This is a genomic window from Bradyrhizobium sp. 164 (genome assembly GCF_023073715.1).
Taxonomy (GTDB): Bacteria; Pseudomonadota; Alphaproteobacteria; order Rhizobiales; family Xanthobacteraceae; genus Bradyrhizobium.
Map to the genome: position 1 here is coordinate 1 of NZ_JADPKA010000106.1, position 20,663 is coordinate 20,663.

At 58.3% G+C, this 20,663-nt stretch carries 12 protein-coding genes and 2 pseudogenes; 7 read left to right on the forward strand and 7 right to left on the reverse strand.

Going from position 1 to position 20,663, the window contains the following annotated elements; all coding sequences use genetic code 11:
- Positions 1 to 246: 246 nt before the first annotated feature.
- Entirely contained in the window at positions 247 to 525 is a 279-nt protein-coding gene (locus IVB01_RS32170) for a hypothetical protein (protein ID WP_247279341.1), read from the reverse strand.
- Positions 526 to 1,102: 577 nt separating this feature from the next.
- On the opposite strand from IVB01_RS32170, the gene IVB01_RS32175 reads away from it, so the two are divergent.
- Positions 1,103 to 1,369: a hypothetical protein gene (locus IVB01_RS32175; protein WP_247279342.1), complete on the forward strand. Its 267-nt coding sequence runs from the start codon at positions 1,103 to 1,105 to the stop codon at positions 1,367 to 1,369.
- A gap of 282 nt (positions 1,370 to 1,651) precedes the next feature.
- Here IVB01_RS32175 and IVB01_RS32180 read toward each other — a convergent pair whose 3' ends face one another.
- A complete protein-coding gene (locus IVB01_RS32180) occupies positions 1,652 to 2,302 on the reverse strand; it encodes a hypothetical protein (RefSeq protein ID WP_247279343.1) in 651 nt (216 codons plus the stop codon).
- A 617-nt stretch (positions 2,303 to 2,919) separates the two neighbouring features.
- On the opposite strand from IVB01_RS32180, the pseudogene IVB01_RS32185 reads away from it, so the two are divergent.
- The 5 genes and pseudogenes from IVB01_RS32185 to IVB01_RS32205 all read left to right on the forward strand — a co-directional run.
- Positions 2,920 to 3,469, forward strand: a pseudogene (locus tag IVB01_RS32185) (transposase); the annotation flags it as partial.
- Positions 3,470 to 3,662: 193 nt separating this feature from the next.
- Complete coding sequence (locus IVB01_RS32190; protein WP_247279344.1) at positions 3,663 to 3,866, forward strand: hypothetical protein; 204 nt, start codon at positions 3,663 to 3,665, stop codon at positions 3,864 to 3,866.
- A 249-nt stretch (positions 3,867 to 4,115) separates the two neighbouring features.
- Positions 4,116 to 4,349, forward strand: a complete 234-nt coding sequence (locus IVB01_RS32195; protein WP_091894168.1) for a hypothetical protein — start codon at positions 4,116 to 4,118, stop codon at positions 4,347 to 4,349.
- 664 nt (positions 4,350 to 5,013) lie between these two features.
- Entirely contained in the window at positions 5,014 to 12,696 is a 7,683-nt protein-coding gene (locus IVB01_RS32200) for an Ig-like domain-containing protein (protein WP_247495178.1), read from the forward strand.
- Positions 12,697 to 12,760: 64 nt separating this feature from the next.
- Positions 12,761 to 12,979: a hypothetical protein gene (locus IVB01_RS32205; protein ID WP_247279348.1), complete on the forward strand. Its 219-nt coding sequence runs from the start codon at positions 12,761 to 12,763 to the stop codon at positions 12,977 to 12,979.
- Between the two features lie 783 nt (positions 12,980 to 13,762).
- Here the strand turns inward: IVB01_RS32205 and IVB01_RS32210 are convergent.
- From IVB01_RS32210 to IVB01_RS32225, 4 genes and pseudogenes are all read right to left on the reverse strand, one after another.
- Entirely contained in the window at positions 13,763 to 14,053 is a 291-nt protein-coding gene (locus IVB01_RS32210) for a hypothetical protein (RefSeq protein ID WP_247279346.1), read from the reverse strand.
- 1,653 nt (positions 14,054 to 15,706) lie between these two features.
- Positions 15,707 to 17,125: a glycosyltransferase family 39 protein gene (locus tag IVB01_RS32215; protein WP_247279347.1), complete on the reverse strand. Its 1,419-nt coding sequence runs from the start codon at positions 17,123 to 17,125 to the stop codon at positions 15,707 to 15,709.
- 341 nt (positions 17,126 to 17,466) lie between these two features.
- A pseudogene (locus tag IVB01_RS32220) lies at positions 17,467 to 18,812 on the reverse strand (IS1182 family transposase).
- Between the two features lie 38 nt (positions 18,813 to 18,850).
- Positions 18,851 to 19,066, reverse strand: a complete 216-nt coding sequence (locus IVB01_RS32225) for a hypothetical protein (protein WP_247280637.1) — start codon at positions 19,064 to 19,066, stop codon at positions 18,851 to 18,853.
- Between the two features lie 206 nt (positions 19,067 to 19,272).
- On the opposite strand from IVB01_RS32225, the gene IVB01_RS32230 reads away from it, so the two are divergent.
- Complete coding sequence (locus IVB01_RS32230) at positions 19,273 to 19,569, forward strand: hypothetical protein (RefSeq protein WP_247495179.1); 297 nt, start codon at positions 19,273 to 19,275, stop codon at positions 19,567 to 19,569.
- Between the two features lie 655 nt (positions 19,570 to 20,224).
- On the opposite strand, the gene IVB01_RS32235 is transcribed toward IVB01_RS32230, so the two are convergent.
- The coding region (locus IVB01_RS32235; protein ID WP_247280639.1) for an IS3 family transposase at positions 20,225 to 20,663 on the reverse strand (439 nt) is incomplete at its 5' end.

Consider the following 20,663-nt stretch of genomic DNA (forward strand, 5'->3'; position numbering starts at 1 on the left):
CCCCATATCGATGATCGCGTCCAGCCGCGAGCGCAGAAGATCGGTTTGTCCCGTCCCGCGTCGTTCCTTTGGTCGCATCGCTCCCTCCGATGCGACGACAGAATCACGACTCGTGATTCGACGGAATCCTCAAAAATGAAACTGCAAGCTTTTGGGCCGTCAAAGCCCGAAAGTTTGCAATCCCCAAGACCTTCTCGCCCCGAAAACTGATTCTTGATCAACCGCTTGGAGGTTCTTCACGGACGACTAGTTGAGCAGGCAGGGCTTCTGCGGCTGGGCACGCGTCTCGGCCATCCAATCGTTCCAGGCTCGCTCATGCTTGACGTAGAGCTCCAGCCAACGCGCGCCGTGCTCGTTCTGCTGCAGATGAGGCTCCTGATCAGGCAAACCGGCGCGCAATCGCGCATCCGGATTGTCCAACGTTTCGAACTCTAGCGTCTCCGAAATCGTCAGGCCGACGAGAACACGCTGTCCCGCGCCATCTACGATGTATCGCCGCGGAGCGTCCTTCTTGGGTTCACTCATCTCGTCATGCCCCCATTCGCTTCAGTGAGAACCCCGAGTGCCTGCCGGCGAGCCGGACGGTGCCTAAAAGGCTCGTCGGGCATGGCCGAATGTTGAGGTGGGAGTCGAGGTCTCACCGGAGCTTGCAGCCCTTCGCTGGACGCGCCAAGCACGCAGCGCATATCCCAAGATGAGGCCAGCGCCAAAAATGGAAGCGGAGACAAATGCAGAAGCCATGGAGAGTCGTCCCGGATAGTCCGGGGACACATCAAGACCGAGCGGTGTGTCGACATCATGATTTTCGATGACTCCCGGCGCCGAAAGATTGCTCACACCTTGACTTCTTGTGTGCATGCAAGGCAATGCCGTGTCCGATCATCCACCCCCACCTCTCGTTTCGGCCGGCAACGATCCCACTCTATATAGAGATGCTCTTGCGAGCTTGCGGGCCCGAGGCTTTGATCGTCGAGCAGGAGCGATTCGCGCAGACCCCGCTTTCCCGCAACGGGAATTTCGGGCCGATCGGTCGGCCGATGCCCTTGCAACCGTCCGGGAGCCGTGCATTATTTCGCATCGCATTTCGAAGGGATTCAATCCAATGAACTTCCGCGTGCTTATTCCATCCATTGCCCTGTCTGCTCTTGGCCTCACCTTGACCGCATCCGTGGCGCCAGCCGCCGAGCTCGCGCTTGGTCCGGCGCATCATCGGGCGGCTTTCGTCCAAGGCGGAGTTGTGCTGTGGGATGATGTCTACCCGCCCGCGATCTATGGTCCCCAGCTTCGCCCGGTCGAGGAAGTCGCGGCCATGAAGGCGCACGCACGGCCCGTGTCCCAGCGCTGGTGGGGATACTGGTACGTTCGGTAATTCGAGAGCGCTTGGCTGAGCGCAGCCTGGCTCTATCAACGACCGCCGCCGTTCCGGACACCCCGGCCGGCGGCGGTTTTGTTTTGAGCTGCGGGAGGACGGTCGACCCATGCCCGCCGCCCTTTCCAAAAGAACCCTCAAAAAACTACCTCCAATTACTTCAGGTACTTACGGGGATCGATTTGCGAAATTGCTCGTACCCCGCGAATCCTTTCTCGATACTCGCAAAATCAAGCAGCGAATTTGCGCTCGGTGAGCACCTGCCGTCGGGGCATGCCAGCTTCAGCCTTGAGCCTCGGGCTCGTTTGCGGAGTTGATTGATGCTTCAATCATGCGGACTGGAGACTTCCTCTTATGCATCATCACCTCGTCGGCCGCCTGCAATTTAAAGAACCGGTGCAGCTGCTGATCGATCAGTCGCTCGATGCGTTCTTCGGCGGCAAGGTCTGCGAACAGGCGCTTCTCGTTCAGCACCTTCGCAGCAGCTTCTGCGGAACGATTGCCTTCTGTAGTGGGGTGACGCGTGCGCACCATTGGAAGCAATACGCCGTCAACCTCTCTTTTAAGCGCAACGATCCATTGAGAAGTGGTCTCGTAGTTTCCTTCCGGGCAAGCCTTCTTGAGGTGTTCGGCGAATTCGGGGGGCAACATCTCAATTGCGGGCCGTAAGGTCGACGCAGCGCGGTCGCGATAGAGGCTGGTACTGAAACTAAAGAGCTCATCGTAATCTTCGCGGACGCGCCGAGAGCGCGTATTCGCCTCATTGAGCCTTGCCGCCTGCTGTTTCTTGTGTTCGAGCCAATCATCAGCGAGGGGCTGCGGGTGCTGCCACAGAACAGCATTTTCTGCACGATCAAGTTCGGCAGCCAGATCGAGTTCGTGCTTCTTCTGAATCCGACGCTTGCGCCACATCAAGAAAGCGATGCTCGCCATGCATTCTTCCTGGAGAGGGCCGTCGGGGCAATATTTCTCAATTAGCCGACGACGCAACCGGTCGAACTCGTCCGCGCTTTCCCAAGGCATCAAGTCGATCGAAGAGAAGGCGCCGTGCTTCAGGGCGCTCGGCTTCCTGGAGATGACAGCTTTCCGCGCGCTACCGGCGGCTCTTGTGCGAGGGCTGAGAGGCTCATCTCGAGACATGAGGTAACTTCTCCGTCTTGCTAAAGCCGACCTCCCCCTTTCGATTTTGTTCTGGAGTTAGAAAAATCGGCCAGGCGAGAGCCTGCTGCGGCATTCCCGTTGCCGATTCGGATACTGATCTTCCTACCGTTCGAGAAAGCGGTCTAGCTCTACCGTCAGAATGTCCACACTTTTGGAAGGCGCGGAGCTAGCGCGGGCTACCGACAAGCTGCAAGCGCACTACGCGCTAGCTAAAGGCGCCGGTCGGCCCGTCTGCCATACGCATGAAATCAAATGAACATCAACTCTGCGGCGAGCGTCACCAGCCAAAGCAGTAGGCCCACACGAGCAACACTATGCGGCGTTCAGTGGAAATTATACACAAGCTCAAAGTTCAACCGGAGAACTCGGAGACGGAAACGCTCGAGGCTGTAGCCGATCGCGGCTACTTCAACAGCCCGGAGATCCTTGCGTGCCACGAGGGCGGCATCACGGTGACTCTGCCCAAGCCCCTAACGTCGGGCGCCAAATCGGAAGGGCGCTTCGGTGCAGGAGTTTGTCTATTTGCCGGAAGAAAACGCCTATCGCTGCCCAGCTGGAGAGCGGCTGCCATATCGCTACACGAACGAAGAAGACGGCAAGATGCTGCGGCGCTACTGGACCACGGCATGTCAAAGCTGCTCACTCGAGTCCCAATGCACGAGAGGGCCGGAGCGGCGGATTACACGATGGGAGCATGAGCACGTGCTCGATGCTGTGCAGCAGCGCCTTGATGCAAATCCACAAGCCATGCGCCAGCGTTGAGAAACAGTTGAGCATCCGTTCGGCACGATGAAGGCCCGCATGGGAGCGACACACTTCCTGACCAAAACGCTTTCGAAAGTAGCCGCCGAGATGGCACTATCCGTCTTGGCCTACAATCTGACGCGGGCCATGAACATTGTCGGGATCAAGCCGCTCATCGCTGCGATCGCGGCCTGAGACGCCAGTCCCGGACCTCATAACCCGCGTCCTCCTCAGACGTTTTTACACGGCCAAGACCCATAACGGAATTACGGAACCGCTACGGACCTGATGCATATTGGACGGTTCAAAAACACCGATAACCCTTCACTCCGTGGCCCGGCAGATGGTCTCACCTCGATGCGAGAACCAACAGCAAATTGCTCTTTGATTGAAAGAGGTTCTTGCATCGCTGATGCCTGCACCAAATTCTGGTTTACTCGATCCAGGCTACGGCTTCTTGGTCGAAGCGCCACGCTGGCTTGCCATTTCATCATCAGTGCTGTCCAACAAGGATTTCTTCATCGACGACTTTCGCTCAGCCACCCGCCGTTTGCTTGCGGACTCGCGAGAAGCAAATACTGACCTCACTTAGTAGCAAGCGTATTAGCACCCTTGGCTTTGTCGGGTGTGTTTTGCTGAGTCAATGCTGGAGACGAATTGAGCGGCGCGACGGTCGAAATCGCGAACAGAATTATCACTGTGAGCATGATCGATTTCATCGAAGATACCCTTCTTGACCCGCAGAGATTTATCTGCCATTTTAAATCCGACGCATTGATATAAAATATTTAAAATCACGTCTTCAAGAGATATTTTCAAGTATCGTTCCCCGGGATGGAAGATGATGGACGAGAAGATTGTCCGTTTGCGCACATATCAGAAGAACATAGATCGGTATGTGCGCCTGCTCGAAACGACGCTGACCGAAGTTGAACGGCAGTACATTGAGAGACGCTTGACCGAAGAACGATCGGCTATGGCGCTACTGTCTGCCTCATCGCTTCAGATGGCCATCGAGGCTAACGTTGCCAATCAGGCATGCAACCGCCAGCCCAGCTTCAACGCCGCAGAATAGTGCTAACATCGGTCAACCGTCCGCTGCGCAACTGCCCCGCAAGGGGGGATGCACAGAGATCCGGGTAGCGACGAATGCACGAATCTGCGCAAGCGACTGCGGTCCGCAACTCTATGCTGGCATGGCCAGGATCGGTCCGGTGCCAAGAGCCGATATTTTTCGATCCATTGCATCAGTGACGCGCCCGCCGATGCTCTCGGCCTGCTGTTGCTTGCACTGAGCAAGGACAAGCTTGGGCAGCGGTTACCTTTCTGATCCGGGGGGCTTGACTTAGATCAACTAACCTTCGGATGTGCCTCGGAGCGCGATTTCAACAGCCTTGCGAATTCGCTCACTTTGGCTGGGGGCGATGCCATCCAAGTGGTAAATCCGGCATAGCAGGCCGTTGATGCGCCTTACGATAACGCGGTTACTGGAATGTCGGTTGCGCGCGCGCACCAACTGACGCCGCACCTCGATCAGGTCAAGGCGACGAAACGCTCTTGATCGTACCATGTGAGTTGGACCTTCCGCACGGGTGCTAACGCTCTCGTTTGATCCGGGGTCGAACGATCATGGGCCTCAAACAGATTCAGGCGCCGACCGCACAATCTGTTTGCAGTTAATTAATGACGTGCTATTAACACAAAATTAATTAATTTCAATTTCCGAGTGGGGCGCCGATTTGAATACCCCATTAAATCAAACGTTCGATATTTCCGGATCTGAGGTCGCTTCGGAGTCCTTTGGCTTCCCTGAGCCTCGCCCAGCCAACGCGCTCATCATTCCTGACGCGCGTCTCCTGTTCTCAGGGGAATATGCACGTTCGGGCCATGATCTCATCATTTCCGATGCTAACCATCGACTCACGATCCCCAATTACTTTCTCGGTGAGAAGCGTTCGCCGCTCAGCTCTGCGGACGGCGCGCTGCTCGATGCAAGGGTTGTTGAAGCTCTCACCGGCCATCAAATCTTTGCTCAAGCCGGAGGAAATGCCGCCGCTGGAAAGGTGATTGGCCATGTCGCCACCATAACGGGCAGCGCCAGCATCGTTCGCAACGGCGTTACTATCGAGGCGAATAACGGGGACGTCGTCTATCAGAACGATATCGTGCAGACTGGAAGCAGCTCTACTCTCGGCCTCGTTCTGATCGACGGCTCAACGTTCAACCTGAGTGCCAACGCTCGCTTCATGTTGAACGAATTGGGGTATGAGGGGCAGAGTAGCGCGAGCGGTACCCTAGTCAGTCTGACGAGTGGCGCGAACCATTCGCTGTTCACCCTCGTCCAGGGGGCCGCCAGTTTCGTCGCTGGCCAGGTCGCCAAAACGGGCGACATGCAAGTCGCGACGCCTACTGCCGTGATTGGAATTCGCGGTACAGCAGTCATTCTTAACGTCGATGCAGTGGATGGACAGGTCTCGGTCTCCGTTGCCGATCAGCAAGACGGTCAAGTTCATTCCGTACAGGTCTTCAAATGTGTCCCAACGAACTTGCTTCAAGGCGTTTGTACCGCGGGGGATCCAATCGGGATAGTTACCAGCGACGGTCCATCGATGACCATCACGCCAACGGCCAATTTCGAGGTGACCACCCAAGCCATCAGTAAGAGCCCAAGCCAGGTTGCGCAGGAGTTCAATGCTTTTCAGCAGGTGTTAACGACCTACGATATCGGGAAACAGATCGCTCCAGACACTCCGGCACCTAGCGACGGCAAGCGAGGAGATGTTGATACAAAATCACTGCAGAAGTTCGCTGGGAGCCCGCCATCATCACCCACCGAGGCCCCGACTACTGTTGTTGCGGACGACGTGAAGGGCCAAGCTGGTAGCGGATCGATCACTCCATTTTTTGTGACTCTCGCTTCCATCACGGGAGCTTCTGCGTCCGCATCAAAACCGCTCGTCCCCACTTTGGATACAACGCAAGCTATCGCCTTGGTGTCGTTGGCACCTGTAACTATCGCCAATGCAGGTGGGCCAACCAATCAAGGAGGCCAAACGATCAGCGGAACTGTCGATGCGTCCCTCGTTGGAACGACAGTGACGCTGTACGATACCTACAATGGTGTCACCACACAAATTGGAACGGTGACCGTTGGCTCTGGCGGTGTTTGGAGCACGGCAGTCACTCTGGCAGGAGATGGCGACCACAGCATCGTCGCTTTGGACGCTAGTGCCAACGTTAGCACAAGCGTACCCGTTGTTTTCACCCTGGACATGACGGCGCCCGCGGTCGCGATCACCAGCGCGGGCGGACCGGTCAACCAGGCCAGCCAGACCATCACCGGCACGGTCGGCGTCGCCGATGCCGGCGCCACCGTCACCATCCTGGACGGCACCACCGCGATCGGCACCGCCATCGTGCAGAGCAACGGCAGCTGGAGCACCACGGTCACGCTCAACAACGGCCAGAACTCGCTGACCGCGCGGGTGAGCGATGCGGCCGGCAATACCGCGACCAGCGGCGCAGTGGTCTATACGCTCAGCACCACCGGCCCGACGGTGACCGAGGCCCTGGTCGCCGACACCGGCACCTCAGTCACCGACCACGTCACCGCCAACCCGGCCGTAAGCGGCACCGGCCTCGCCAACACCATGGTGCACTTCATCATCGACGGCAGCCCGATCGTGGCAACCGTGACCACCGATGCGCAAGGCGTCTGGTCGTTTACGCCGAGCGGGCTGGCCGACGGACCACACACCATCGTAGCGAGTCAGACCGACACTTTTGGCAACACCGGCAGCGCATCGCTGAGCTTCACCCTGGACATGACGGCGCCCGCGGTCGCGATCACCAGCGCGGGCGGACCGGTCAACCAGGCCAGCCAGACCATCACCGGCACGGTCGGCGTCGCCGATGCCGGCGCCACCGTCACCATCCTGGACGGCACCACCGCGATCGGCACCGCCATCGTGCAGAGCAACGGCAGCTGGAGCACCACGGTCACGCTCAACAACGGCCAGAACTCGCTGACCGCGCGGGTGAGCGATGCGGCCGGCAATACCGCGACCAGCGGCGCAGTGGTCTATACGCTCAGCACCACCGGCCCGACGGTGACCGAGGCCTTGGCCTCCGACACCGGCACTTCAGTCACCGATCACGTCACCGCCAACCCGGCGCTGAGTGGCACCGGCCTCGCCAACACGGTGGTGCATCTGACGATCGATGGCGTTCTCAGCACCATCACGGCAACCGCCGATGCGCAAGGCGCCTGGTCGTTTACGCCGAGCACGCTGGCCGACGGTCCGCACACCATCGTGGCGAGCCAGACCGACACCTTCGGCAATACCGGCTCGGCGTCGCTGAGCTTCACCCTGGACACGACGGCACCCGCGGTCGCGATCACCAGCGCGGGCGGACCGGTCAACCAGGCGAGCCAGACCATCACCGGCACGGTCGGCGTCGCCGATGCCGGCGCCACCGTCACCATCCTGGACGGCACCACCGCGATCGGCTCCGCCATCGTGCAGGGCAACGGCAGCTGGAGCACCACGGTCACGCTCAACAACGGCCAGAACTCGCTGACCGCGCGGGTGAGCGATGCGGCCGGCAATACCGCGACCAGCGGCGCGGTGGTCTATTTTGTGGGCCTGACCGGCGCCATTCTCGGCGACGCCGGCGACAATACCCTGACTGGGACTGCCGGGAACGATGTATTCCAGGGCTTTGGCGGTAATGACATATTCAACGGCTTTTCGGGTGTTGATCGAGCGGTCTATGTCGACGCGACCGGGGGCATTATCGCCGATCTGACGGCAGGGACCGTGACGGGTCCAGGTGTCGGTACCGACACGTTGATCGGTATCGAAGCCATCCAGGGCAGCAACTTTGCCGACCATTACTCGGCGGTCGGCTTCAGCGGCAATTCCGGGGTCCCTGGTACACCAATTGGCCTCAACAATTTCGAAGGCTTGGGGGGAGATGACATCATCGCCGGAACGGTCAATCCTTCCGGCGAGAGTCTGACTCGCATTTCCTATGTCAGTGCGACAGCGGCAGTCGTCGTAGATTTCGCCGCGGGAACGGCGAACGGCGATTCGTCAGTCGGCAGCGACACTTTCACCAACGTCAACTCGGTCATTGGGTCGGCATTTGGAGACACGCTGCGGGGCAGCGACAATCCGAATGGTACGTTCGAGCAATATGACGGTCGTGGCGGCAACGATCTGATCGATGGCCGCGGCGGCTACGATTTCGCCATCTACAACAACGACGTCGCCACAGCCACGGGTATAACCATTAATCTTGCAAGCGGAACCGTCACTGGGGATGCGACGATCGGGACCGATACGCTGCGTTCAGTGGAAGCCGTCCGCGGCACCAATTTCGCTGATACTTACGATGCAACCGGTTTCAGCGGCACCAGCACCAATGCCGGATCGAGCGGCACCTTCAACAATTTTGAAGGCATGGGCGGCAACGACGCCGTCATCGGTAATGGCAACACCCGAATCCAATACACGCAATCAAGCGCCGGCGTGACCGTCGATTTCCTCGCGGGCACGGCGATCGGCGATGCCTCGGTGGGTACCGATACATTCACCGGCGTCAACGCCGTCATAGGCTCGATGTTTGCCGACATCTTTTCCGGCAGTGGCGCCAACGAGAACTTCATGGGCCTTGCCGGCGATGATTTTATCGACGGAAAAGGCGGCTTCGACACGGCGCAATATGCCAACCTCACCTTCACGACGGGTGGGATCAGCGTTCACCTTGCAGCTGGAACGGTGACAGGCGATGCCTCGAGCGGCACCGACACCTTGCGTTCAATCGAAGCCATTCAGGGCACTAACTTTATCGACACCTATGACGCGATCAATTTCGGCGTCACGGGAGCTATCGATGCCGCTACCGGCCTCCCCTATGCCAACGTCAGCAACAATGGCACCTTCAATCAATTTGAGGGAATGGGCGGTAACGACATCATCACCGGCAACGGCAACACGCGTCTGACCTACGCCAATGCGACCGGCCCTGTGACAATCACTTTCAGTCTCAATAGCTGGACCAGCACCACCAGTGGCGCGTCGGGGACCCTAACCGGTGATGGGTCCGTAGGCACCGACACCTTCTCGGGCGTTGGCTCGGTGTCAGGGTCGTCATTTGCCGACACCATCACCGGCTCTAACAATCCCAATGGTACAGCGGAAGATTTTGCGGGTCGCGGCGGCGATGACTTGATCGACGGTAAAGCTGGTTTTGACAGAGCGTTCTACAACAACGACGGGTCTGCGTCAGGTATTCAAGTCGATCTGGCTTCGGGCGTGGTGACCGGCGACGCTTCGATCGGAACAGACACTCTTCGGTCAATTGAGGCGATCCGCGGGACCGCCTTCGCCGACACTTATGTCGCGACCAATTTCGGGGTCTCCGGGCCGAATCTCGGCGATTTCGGTACTTTCAATGAGTTTGAGGGGATGGCCGGCAATGACACCATCACCGGCAACGGCAATACCCGCATTGCATTCTACAATGCCCTGGATGGAGTGACCGTCGATCTCGCCGCCGGCAACTCGCACGGGACGGCCCCTGGTGATGCCGCAGGTACCGGGACAGACACGTTCACCGCCGTGAATGCCGTCCGCGGCTCTTCGTTTGCCGACGTCATCCTCGGAGATGCCAATGCCAATACGCTCGACGGCAGGGATGGCAACGACCGGATCGATGGTCGTGGCGGTGCCGATACCCTGACTGGCGGGAACGGCTCTGACACCTTCGTCTATGCCAATGGCGGCGGAGCAGACACCATCACGGACTTTGACCGCACCCAGGGCGACAACATTGATCTGACAGGGTTGTCCGGCATCTTCACGCTCGCAGACGTTCAATCGAAATCGACGGTGAGTGCTGGCAATACCATAATCAGTTTCGGGAGCGGAAATACTCTGACGCTGATTGGTGTAACAAGCCTCCAACAAAGCGACTTCATCTTTCCGAACGCCACTAACGGCACCTCGAGCCCGGATGTGCTGCTCGGAACGAACCAAGCGGATGCAATTTACGCGCTTGCAGGAAATGATCGGCTTCAGGGATTCGGCGGCAACGATCTGCTCGATGGCGGAGCCGATTTCGACCGCGCTGTCTACACCGATGCCACGGGCGGGATCTCGGTCAACCTTGCGGCGGGCACGGCATCCGGTCCAGGAATGGGCACCGACGCGCTCGTTGCGATCGAAGCTGCGATTGGCAGTGATTTCGCGGACACATTCAATGCGACCGGTTTCGCAGGAGCCACCGGTATTCCCGGTACACCGGTCGGGTTTAACGAGTTCGAGGGTCGAGGCGGCAATGACACCATTGTAACTGCCGTAAACTCTTTGGGCGCGGCTCTGACGCGGGTTTCTTATGTGAGCGCCACCGCGGGTGTGACTGTCGATATCGCGGCCGGAACGGCGGATGGAGATGGATCCGTTGGTCACGACACGTTTGTCGGCTCGGGCATTATTGCAGTCTGGGCCTCTTCATTCGCCGACACCCTTTTCGGAAGCAACAATGGATTCGGCACGATCGAAGTATTTGCCGGCTTCGCCGGCGACGACGTGATCGACGGCCGCGGCGGCTTCGACCGTGTCGACTACAATAACGATCCGACCACCACGTCAGGTATCACCATCAATCTCGCGGCGGGCACCCTGACGGGAGATGCCACCGTTGGTCATGATACACTTGTGTCGATCGAAGCTGTCCGCGGCACCAATTTTGCCGACACCTACAACGCCTCCGGGTTTAGCAACACCAGCACGAACTCCGGTTCATCGGGGACCTTCAACGAGTTCACCGGCGAGGGCGGCAACGACATCATCACCGGCAATGGCAACACGCGTATCGGATTCAACAATGCGACCGCGGGCGTTGTGGTCGACATAGCAGCCGGCACGGCTACCGGTGACTCCTCGGTCGGAAGTGACACGTTCACCGGCGTGAATGCCGTCATGGGCACGATGTTCATCGATTCCCTGTCGGGAAGCGGCATCAACGAGACATTTACCGGACTTGGCGGCAACGACACGATTGACGGTCGCGGCGGCTTTGACACAGCCAGCTACAACAACATCTATCTTTCGACCGGCAGTGTCACCATTGACATGGCGAACGGCACGGCCACGGGCGATTCTTCGATTGGCGTGGACACGCTGCGCTCGATCGAAGCTATCCAGGGAACCATCCTTGCCGATACCTATGTGGCAACGGGATACGGCCTCGCAGGCGCTCTTAACGTCGGCAACAACGGCAGCTTCAACCAGTTCGAGGGGCTTGGTGGTGACGATGCCATCACCGGCAATGGCAACACGCGTCTGATCTACGCCAATGCGACCGGTCCTGTGACAATCACTTTCAGTCTCAATAGCTGGACCAGCACCACCAGTGGCGCGTCGGGGACCGTGACCGGCGATGGGTCCGTAGGCACCGATACCTTCTCGGGCGTTGGCTCGGTGTCAGGGTCGTCATTTGCCGACACCATCACCGGCTCTAACAATCCCAATGGTACAGCGGAAGATTTTGCGGGTCGCGGCGGCGATGACTTCATCGACGGTAAAGCTGGTTTTGACAGAGCGTTCTACAACAACGACGGGTCTGCGTCAGGTATTCAAGTCGATCTGGCTTCGGGCGTGGTGACCGGCGACGCTTCGATCGGAACAGACACTCTTCGGTCAATTGAGGCGATCCGCGGGACCGCCTTCGCCGACACTTATGTCGCGACCAATTTCGGGGTCTCCGGGCCGAATCTCGGCGATTTCGGTACTTTCAATGAGTTTGAGGGGATGGCCGGCAATGACACCATCACCGGCAACGGCAATACCCGCATTGCATTCTACAATGCCCTGGATGGAGTGACCGTCGATCTCGCCGCCGGCAACTCGCACGGGACGGCCCCTGGTGATGCCGCAGGTACCGGGACAGACACGTTCACCGCCGTGAATGCCGTCCGTGGTTCAGCCTTCGCTGACCTCATATTCGGCGATGCCGGCAACAACACATTGGATGGGCAAGCAGGAAATGACGTGATCCAGGGGCGCGGAGGCGCCGACACGTTGATAGGAGGAGCGGGAAACGACCAATTCGTCTTCACCGCGGTTTCCGACTCTACGATTGCAAGCCATGATACGATCAGTGATTTCGTTCATGGTGCAGATCTCATCGACACCTCGGCGATCGCGGGAGTGACGAGCGTGCAGGGCCTGCTAAGTGGAGGCGCCCAAGTTGCGGCGCATAGTATCGCTTGGATTCAGAGCGGCGCGAATACCATTGTCTACGTCAACAGCTCGGGCGTTGCGCAGAACCAAGGGTCGGCGGATATGGAAATTGTCTTGACCAGCGTCACTGCGAATACTTTGACCAATCAGGACTTTCTCTTCCAGATCTAACGGCGCAGTCGTAAACGTGCGCATTGAACGCTGCTCCTAGCCACAGCGTCAAGGAGACCGCCTCGTGTGCCGTTCGGTGACCCGCGCAGCGCCTGCTGAGAAAGCGCGGCTGGCGCGGCTTGCCGCTGAACGTGCAAAGAAAACCGAGCAGGACAAGGTGGCAGCCACGGCCAAGGCTGCTGAGGATGCGCGGCTCGCCGCCGAGAAAGCCAAACAGGTCGAGGAGACGAAAGCCGCCGCAGCCGAGCAACGGGGACTTTTAAAGGAGTTGCACGTAGGGTGAGTATTAAGGGATAGAATGCTCGCGAGGCGCTACAAGGCTCTCAACGCCATTCCTCAGGCAGCCCTAGCGCAAGATGAGCGCTCAAAGAAAAGCCCTGCTCGAAATCGCTGAGGAGTGGGCGCGCATCGAATACTGCGAACAGCACAAGCGCGGCAGTCCAAACGGGCGCGACTAAGGTTTGGGGCTACTCATTGGCAACAAGCGTTGAAACGATCGTTTCGGCTTATGTACGTCTGAAGAACCGGCAAGCCCTGGAGAATATGCAAGATCTTCGGCGCCAGTTGCTCGAACAGCTGCAGTGCACATCCAGCATCAACCCGGCTGACTCTCGAGATGCTCTGCTTGAGGACCTCCGGGTGATTGAGGATGGACTGGAGCAGCTCCAGCTGAGGCAGTAACGGGCGGCCGGCCAGTTCACGCAGACCTATGTGTTAACCAGGAGGTGCCGCGCCGACGTACGGAACGTCGCGGCACACGCAAGAGCTGCAGCGCCTGCGGTCTTGTCGCCGGGGCCATGTGAGAAGTGTTCACTTTGTAACACAGGTGAATGCCCGCCCCCGAGGGCGTGATATTCTGCCCGAATGCCAGAGACCGCCCCCCCGCCGAACTATTCGCACCGCTCGCTTGAACTGCTCTGCGGGCACCAAGCCGCCCTAACTGGCAATCCGAAAGCAAAGCGGGAGCTCGAGGAGATGGCCCGCGAGTACAAGCAAATGGCGGACTGGCACGAGAAGAATCCTAAGCCTGAAGAGTAAGGCCGCCTCAGTTGGTGGTCGGAGTGGCTTAATTTACTCGCGACGTGATCTCGCGAACATCACCCGGCCGGAGGTTTAGGGCTTCCATCTCCTGATCGCTCAACTCGTTATCGAGCAGGGCCGCGTTCCATCCTTCCGGAACGACATCCAGGACCGCATTAACCGCTTCGTCGCGAGGTGCCGCCACCGCCCAAAGCTTATGCTCTCGATTATCGGTCATGACCCGGACCAAGTGGATTTCCGATGCATTTGCCATAACCATTATGCGCACGACTTGCTTCTGTTCCAAACCGCGCAAGCCCGGCTTGGTTGGCGCCACCCACGCCACATCCGGAGTTATCTAGCAAGGAACGACTCTCCAGCCGAGAGGATTAAGATTTCGGTCTGTGGCGATATCTGGACCACTCCAGCTTCGCGACATCCACCCGGGACGGCCCATCGTTCGAACGCGCGTTTGGCGATGGGTCGGTTCTCGCTAGACCGCCGGCCTCTCCCTAGGAACTAGTAGCAGGCGTCTGGATTGGTGCTGTGCTCCGGCTCCAAGCCCCCCTGCGTGCCGGAGCGTCCCCAACGGCCCCAGCCGCCGCCAAAATGCTGGGGCCGCTGGCCATCAGTCCCTCGCTGCAGGCGCGCAGGATGGCGGCCACGCTTGCCGCAGGCATGGCAGACGAATCGCGGCTCGACCTGAGATATCCGGAGCCCGTCAGGGCCACTTGTCGACCTGGTCGGGCAGAGAGCTTCACGTTGTGGGCGCAGCTGGCAGAAGGCGATCAGATCTCGGACGCCTCTCGCGCGCATATCGCCGAGCGTAATCTTGACGGGGCGGCCGTCGACTTCGGTGCTGGTAAATGTCGGCTCGGGCGAGGCATGCCGCGATCAAAGCCGCATCGTAAGCACCTCGTTAATTATCAATCCCTTGGGCCGCGGAACGCGTGCGAGCTACTGGCTCGTGGGCGTGGAAAAGGCGATTGCAGAGCGCTCGCAGTCGACAGCGGCTGGCGGCACACCGCCGCCGGCTGAGGCGGTGAACGACAAGGGCGTGGGGCGATGGTCCCCCGGGCGCGCTCAGTCTGGGATTTGGGCTCGGACAACCAGCGTTGGCGCAAATGGCTTGCCAGCTAATCGAGAGCGGCCGTTTTTTGGGTCATAATTTCGTCGGCCACGTGACGACACGTCGTTAGGACAAATGCCGCTTTGCTGCATTGCCATTCATTACCGAGGGCAGCACTTGAGACTGGCTCGTGAGCGGCCAATCCTAATAGAGCGGCCGCGCCGATCAGCAAATTTACGACAACGAGCTTGCGTGCTTTGCGAGTCCACGTTGGGCTAATCATAGGGATAGTTCCCCTTCTGGGACATGCACTGGAAGAGAGAAGCCTGGGCCTCGTTTGTTTCAGGCCAACTTCGCAGCCCAGGGAAAATGGTTTCACGGCGATGATCTGGAGGATCGATTCGGAGACGTCTCGGTTAGGCGAGCATGGGCATCCCTTGCTTGTCCTACTTGTCTCTGCTTGCGTGAGCTCTGATGGGGTCACTTCCGGTTCGACATTAGGCCAGGGGCACCATGGGTGAGACCTCAATGAACCGCCCCCAAGTCGACAGCCGGCTGACGCAGCAATCTCAGGCGTAAAAGCAGACCTGAATGCTGCGCGCGCGAGAGCTTCCCGTTAGAGCTGACGAGGACGCCAATGGAGCCGGTGACGACTAGCAAGGTCCCTGCGATCATCAGGAAGTGCGGCAACTTCAAGGTTGCGAAAAGAGATATCCCTGAGTGGCAGCAAGACGAGCGGGTTCACCATTCAGGGGAGTGTCCGCCCTGGGGGTAAAGCGGAAAGCATATGCTCGCGCTGAGTTCTTCTCAGATTGACCCTGAGCGGAACCTGAGCTGTTTGTGGAATCTCTGATTGAGATTGTCACGAGCATAGGCGACTCATACTCAAAGTGCTTCGGCCGGGAAGAGGGTACCAACGGGTCACCGCGCATACGAAACTACTCGAATGCCTTGAAAATCGGTTCGGTAAAGTTCGTGCCAGCCACGCCGTCGCAGTTCGTCGGTGAACTCAACCACCCGGGACAGCTCGGTGGGTTGCTCATTATGAAGGCCAAATACGCCAAACAGAGCGGAAGCCGGCATTGTAACTGGCAGATCACCGATCCTCTTAGCACCCAATTCGCAGGATAGAGGCCTCTTGTAGTAACCGAGCGGGATCGCTCCGTAGGCTGGAACGACAAGCACACAATCCGTTGGTTGCATCCGCGTGTCCAAGAATGATGCCACACTGCGCCAATCGTCTTTCGGGTAGGCGTACACAGGTCGGCGCAAGAAGGGCAGGCTTGCCAAAGCGATGGCGGCGACAAACACAATTGAAAAGATCCCACTTCGCCAATCCTTGGCATACTTTGTCCAGCCGAACCCGGACAGTAGCAGCAGAGGTGGATGAGAGCCTATTACGTACCGTGCTAGGAACATGGGTTGCCATAGGATCGAAACGACAATTCCGACTACCAGTGGGACGACGACCCAGGCGCATAGGAAGGCCAAATCTCGGCGCCGTGCCCCCACCACGCCGAGAACTGCACCGATCAGTGTGATGCCAAAAAACAATTTTCCTCCCGCAAGGGCTCCCAGCTCTTTGCTCAAAAAAGCAGTGGTAAGTGGCGGTATCCAGAATCCGCCAGCATCAATTGTCCGAGCATGCCCAGCGAGTATCAATGCCCAAGGCATAAACCCGATGGCGACTATAGTATTCGATGTCACCCAGACCAGGATGGTCCTCCGCGAGAACCAAATGGGCAGCAGAAAAAGCGCGGCGAAAGCCAATGCGATCACAATCCAGTCGAGTAGTCCGTAAGGGTGCGAGTAAACCAGAGACAGTCCTGAAAGCGATATCCAGGCACCCCGCAGCGTGGATGGTGCCCGCAGATAGTAAAAGCAAGTAGCCGCGTAAAGGGTCGCGGCAAGGGCCAATAACGAATACATCCTTGCTTCCTGGGAATAAATTACACTGAACGGTGAAAGGGCCAACATAGCCGCACCGAACAGCGCCGCTTTTCGGCCGAGCGTCATTGTGCCTAACCAATACAGGACACCTATGTTTGCGAGGCCGAAGATCGCCGATGGAAAGCGGATGCTCCATTCGTCAGTACCCAGAAGCTTAATCGCGACGAAAATCGCTAGGTTGTTAAGAGGGGGATAATTATCCTGAGAGGTGCGTTGTATCAGCGCGGCAAGCCCGTCCTTGGCTTGCGTCCATGATACTACTTCGTCTAACCACAAACTTTCGCTTCCAAGATTGTGAAAGCGGAGCCAGCCAGCCACGGTGAGAACTACAGCAATTGCTGCGAACGTCGCCCCGTGTGTCCTCTGGGTTGCTTCCGTGGTTCCGAGCACACGAACCTCCCTAGTTATTCGAAGGGTCCTGGGCAGGCGCAGGACATTCCTCCGAGTCTGCAACCGGCTCATCGGGAATTCACACTGCAACTTCGCAGCTGTTGAATACGATCTCGGCAACCCTACGATAAAGCCGCTCGACAACAAAGGGCCGTTGTCATTTCGGATGAATACGAGTTCACTTGCTTTTGGAAAGAGACAGGCGCGAGCTAGCCAGCTCGCCGTGTCGGTCGGCCATGAAAGCGCCGCCAAGTCTGCTCCGGGTCGATTCTGTTGAAAAAGGCCGGCAGTATTTCGTTGTAATAGCTCCGTCGCGATTTGGCCGAACTGCTCAACCGCCTCTATGCGAGCCTCGGCTTGGGCATCGGGATCAGCTTGGCCATCTTTCGAAGGTTTTGGGCGGTGGCTGCGAGGATGAACTCGTCACGCGCGCCGTTTGGACCTCGTAAACGCAAACGGTCGAGCTTGAGAATGCGCTTGAGGTGCGCGAACAACATCTCGATTTTCTTGCGGAGCCGGCGCGAGGTGCCTCCCTCCCACGATCTCGCGATCTGGCGCGCCATGTCGCGAGCGCCCTCGTAGATCGAGCGCGGCACTCTCCGTGAAGCCTGCTTGGGGCAACACCGAGCCTTCAATGCGCATCGATCACAATCGCGCTTGCTGGCGAGGTAAAGCATGGTGGCACCATCGTTCACCAACGTTCCGGTCGTGGTAGGAACTTTGCCACCAAGGCAGCGATAGATGTCCCCGGCATGGTCATAGGTGAAGTCGTCGCGCGAGAAGATCCCATCTGTGCGGGCCGACTTATCGAACACTGTAACGTGCGGCTCGATGCCGCGCCCATAGAGCAGCCAGGCGAGCATCTCGGCCGAGCCATAGCCGCTGTCACCGAGGAGCCGGCTCGGATAGAGATCAAACCGCTCCAGCGAGCGCTCGATCATGCGCTTGGCGGCCAACACCTCCGCCTGCCGGATTGCGGTCGTTGCCTCAACATCGACGATGATCGCGTTCTCGATGTCGACCAGGTAGTTCGTCGAATAGGCGAAAAACGCTTGGCCGCTGTGCGCCCCCGTCCAGCGCGCCGCCGGGTCGGAAGGCGATACGAACTTCGGGGTAACCTCGGTCGCAGCTCCGAAAGCAGCATCATCGAGGACAGCCAGATACTCGTCGATTGCTCGGCCGGCAGCCTCCGGCGGTTATCGCCTTCGATCCCCTTCTGCCGATTGGCATCGGCCTTGATTAGGCTCGCATCGACTGCAAATCCTTCACCGCCGACCAGTCGTTCCTCGATGCAGCGCCGCAGCACGCTCTCGAACACGCGACGCAAGAGATCGCTCTGCCGGAAGCGGCCATGCCTGTTCTTGGAGAATGTCGAATGATCGGGCACCACCCCATCCAGACCGAGCCGGCAAAACCACCGGTAGGCCAAATTGAGGTGAACCTCATCGCACAGGCGCCGTTCCGATCGGATGCCGAAGCAGTAACCGATCAGGAGCATCCGGATCATCAGTTCAGGATCGATCGAAGGTCGGCCGATGCTGCTGTAGAAGGGTGCCAGGTCCTGCCTGATCTCTTGCAGATCGACAAACCTGTCGACCGATCTCAAGAGATGGTCGGCGGGAATATGCTTCTCGAGCGAGAACTCATAGAACAAAGCAGCCTGTTCGACTTGCCGATGCCCCATCATGATCTTCAGCCCTGCCAATTAGACAGACTGAATCACTGCTATCCTTGAGTCGCAACTGCCGCCTTTTTCAACAAAATCGGCCCTTTTCGACCAAACTTTGGGACCGCGATCCCCGCGAGCGCGGTGGTCGTCGCCGTCCGAACATGCCCTCTACTTCCGCCGAACACGTGGGGGTGCCCCCAGTTGAAATAAAATGTGATAATTAAACTGAAGAAAAATGGGGATATTCCAGAAAACACCTTCTTTTCTTCCATTTATACGATCGTGAGCTTCGGGCGCGGGCAGAAGCAGTGACGCAGTTACAATAAATGTTCATGCCGATCAGCGAAGCGCAGCTGATCCTCCAAGATTCCTTTCAGTCTTGGCCCGCGGAAACGAACGTATGTACGCCAAGCTCATCGATGTTCCCAGAATGCCTCAATTTCGTAGTCCTTGAATTCGACTACAGCAGCGTTGGCAAATGAAAAAACCGCTTGCAACAATCAGCTTAGTCGCATGCCTTGGCGGACTCTCGGCAGTTGAGATCGCGAAGGCGCAAGCGAAACAGCAATGCAGCGCCGCGATGCCGTCGAACCCGCAGGGGCGTTTGTGGTCCTACCGCATCATTGACGGACGAAAATGCTGGTACGAAGGCAAGCCCATGCTTTCAAAGTCATCGTTGGAGTGGACCAAGGACGTTGTGCAAACGTTTTCAAACGAAAATACAGCCGCCACGCCAAGGAATGCATTTGGATTCGCAAGCGTGGGCACCACCTGAACCCGTCACTTTTGAAGCACTATGGCGGGCAAGAGTTGGCGAGTATTACCGGTATTAGAAGCACTCTGATCGGGCGGGGGGCTTATCCAATGGCAGGTTCACATCCCGAAGGCGCCTGCAGTGAAGCGAGCGAAAGAAGACGTCTTCTGATCGGTCGCGGCTCACAGCAGCGCGGCTATCGCCGTTCATTATCCTGTGAGGATCGAATGGCCGATCATCAACAAGCGCGGGGAACGGGACGTCCGTCGTTAAACGCGGAAGTCAGAATCGGAGGGCGTATCACGGTCATCGATGCAGCTGGCCCGCGCCTAGCGAGCAAGCGGGGTACCGTTGTTAGTTCAAGCACCTATTGCGATGCCGTACGCGTGATACTTGACGGTTCAAAATCACCGATCACTCTCCATAGGAAGTATCTCAAGTTGTCGACCGATCGCTAAGCTGCATACGCGTGAAGCACATGGCAGCGCGACACCGAGCGCGTTGCTCACTGTGCGCCGTTCGGCGAGACGAATGGCTAGGGAGGGGAATACTCTTAAAGAGCCGCCGCATTTTCAGGAGCTGCTCTACTCCCGCAGAGTGACCTAGCAAGCTCGACGCTCTGAGTGAATCGTCTCGACATTTTGTGTGAGCTGCTGCCGGTTTGATGGACACCAGGTTAAGCTAATCCCACCTTGCGCTCGAACTCAACCGGGCTGAGATAGCCGATGGTCGAGTGCCTGCGGGTCGTGTTGTAAAACCTTTCGATGTAGTCGAACACGTCGGCGCGTGCCTCATCTCTGGTGCGGTAGATCTTGTTGGCGGTGCGTTCGGTCTTGAGGGAGGAGAAGAAACTCTCCATCGCTGCATTGTCCCAGACGTTGCCGGAGCGGCTCATGCTGCAGACGATACCCTGGTCGGCCATCAGGCGCTGGAACTGCTCGCTGGTGTACTGGCTGCCCTGGTCGGAGTGGTGCAGTAATGCGTCCGGCTTGCCGCGTCGCCAGACGGCCGTCAGTAGGGCATCGGTTACCAACTGAGCTGTCATGGCGGCGCTCATCGACCAACCCACCACCCGGCGTGAGAACAGGTCGATCACCGCTGCGACGTAGAGCCAG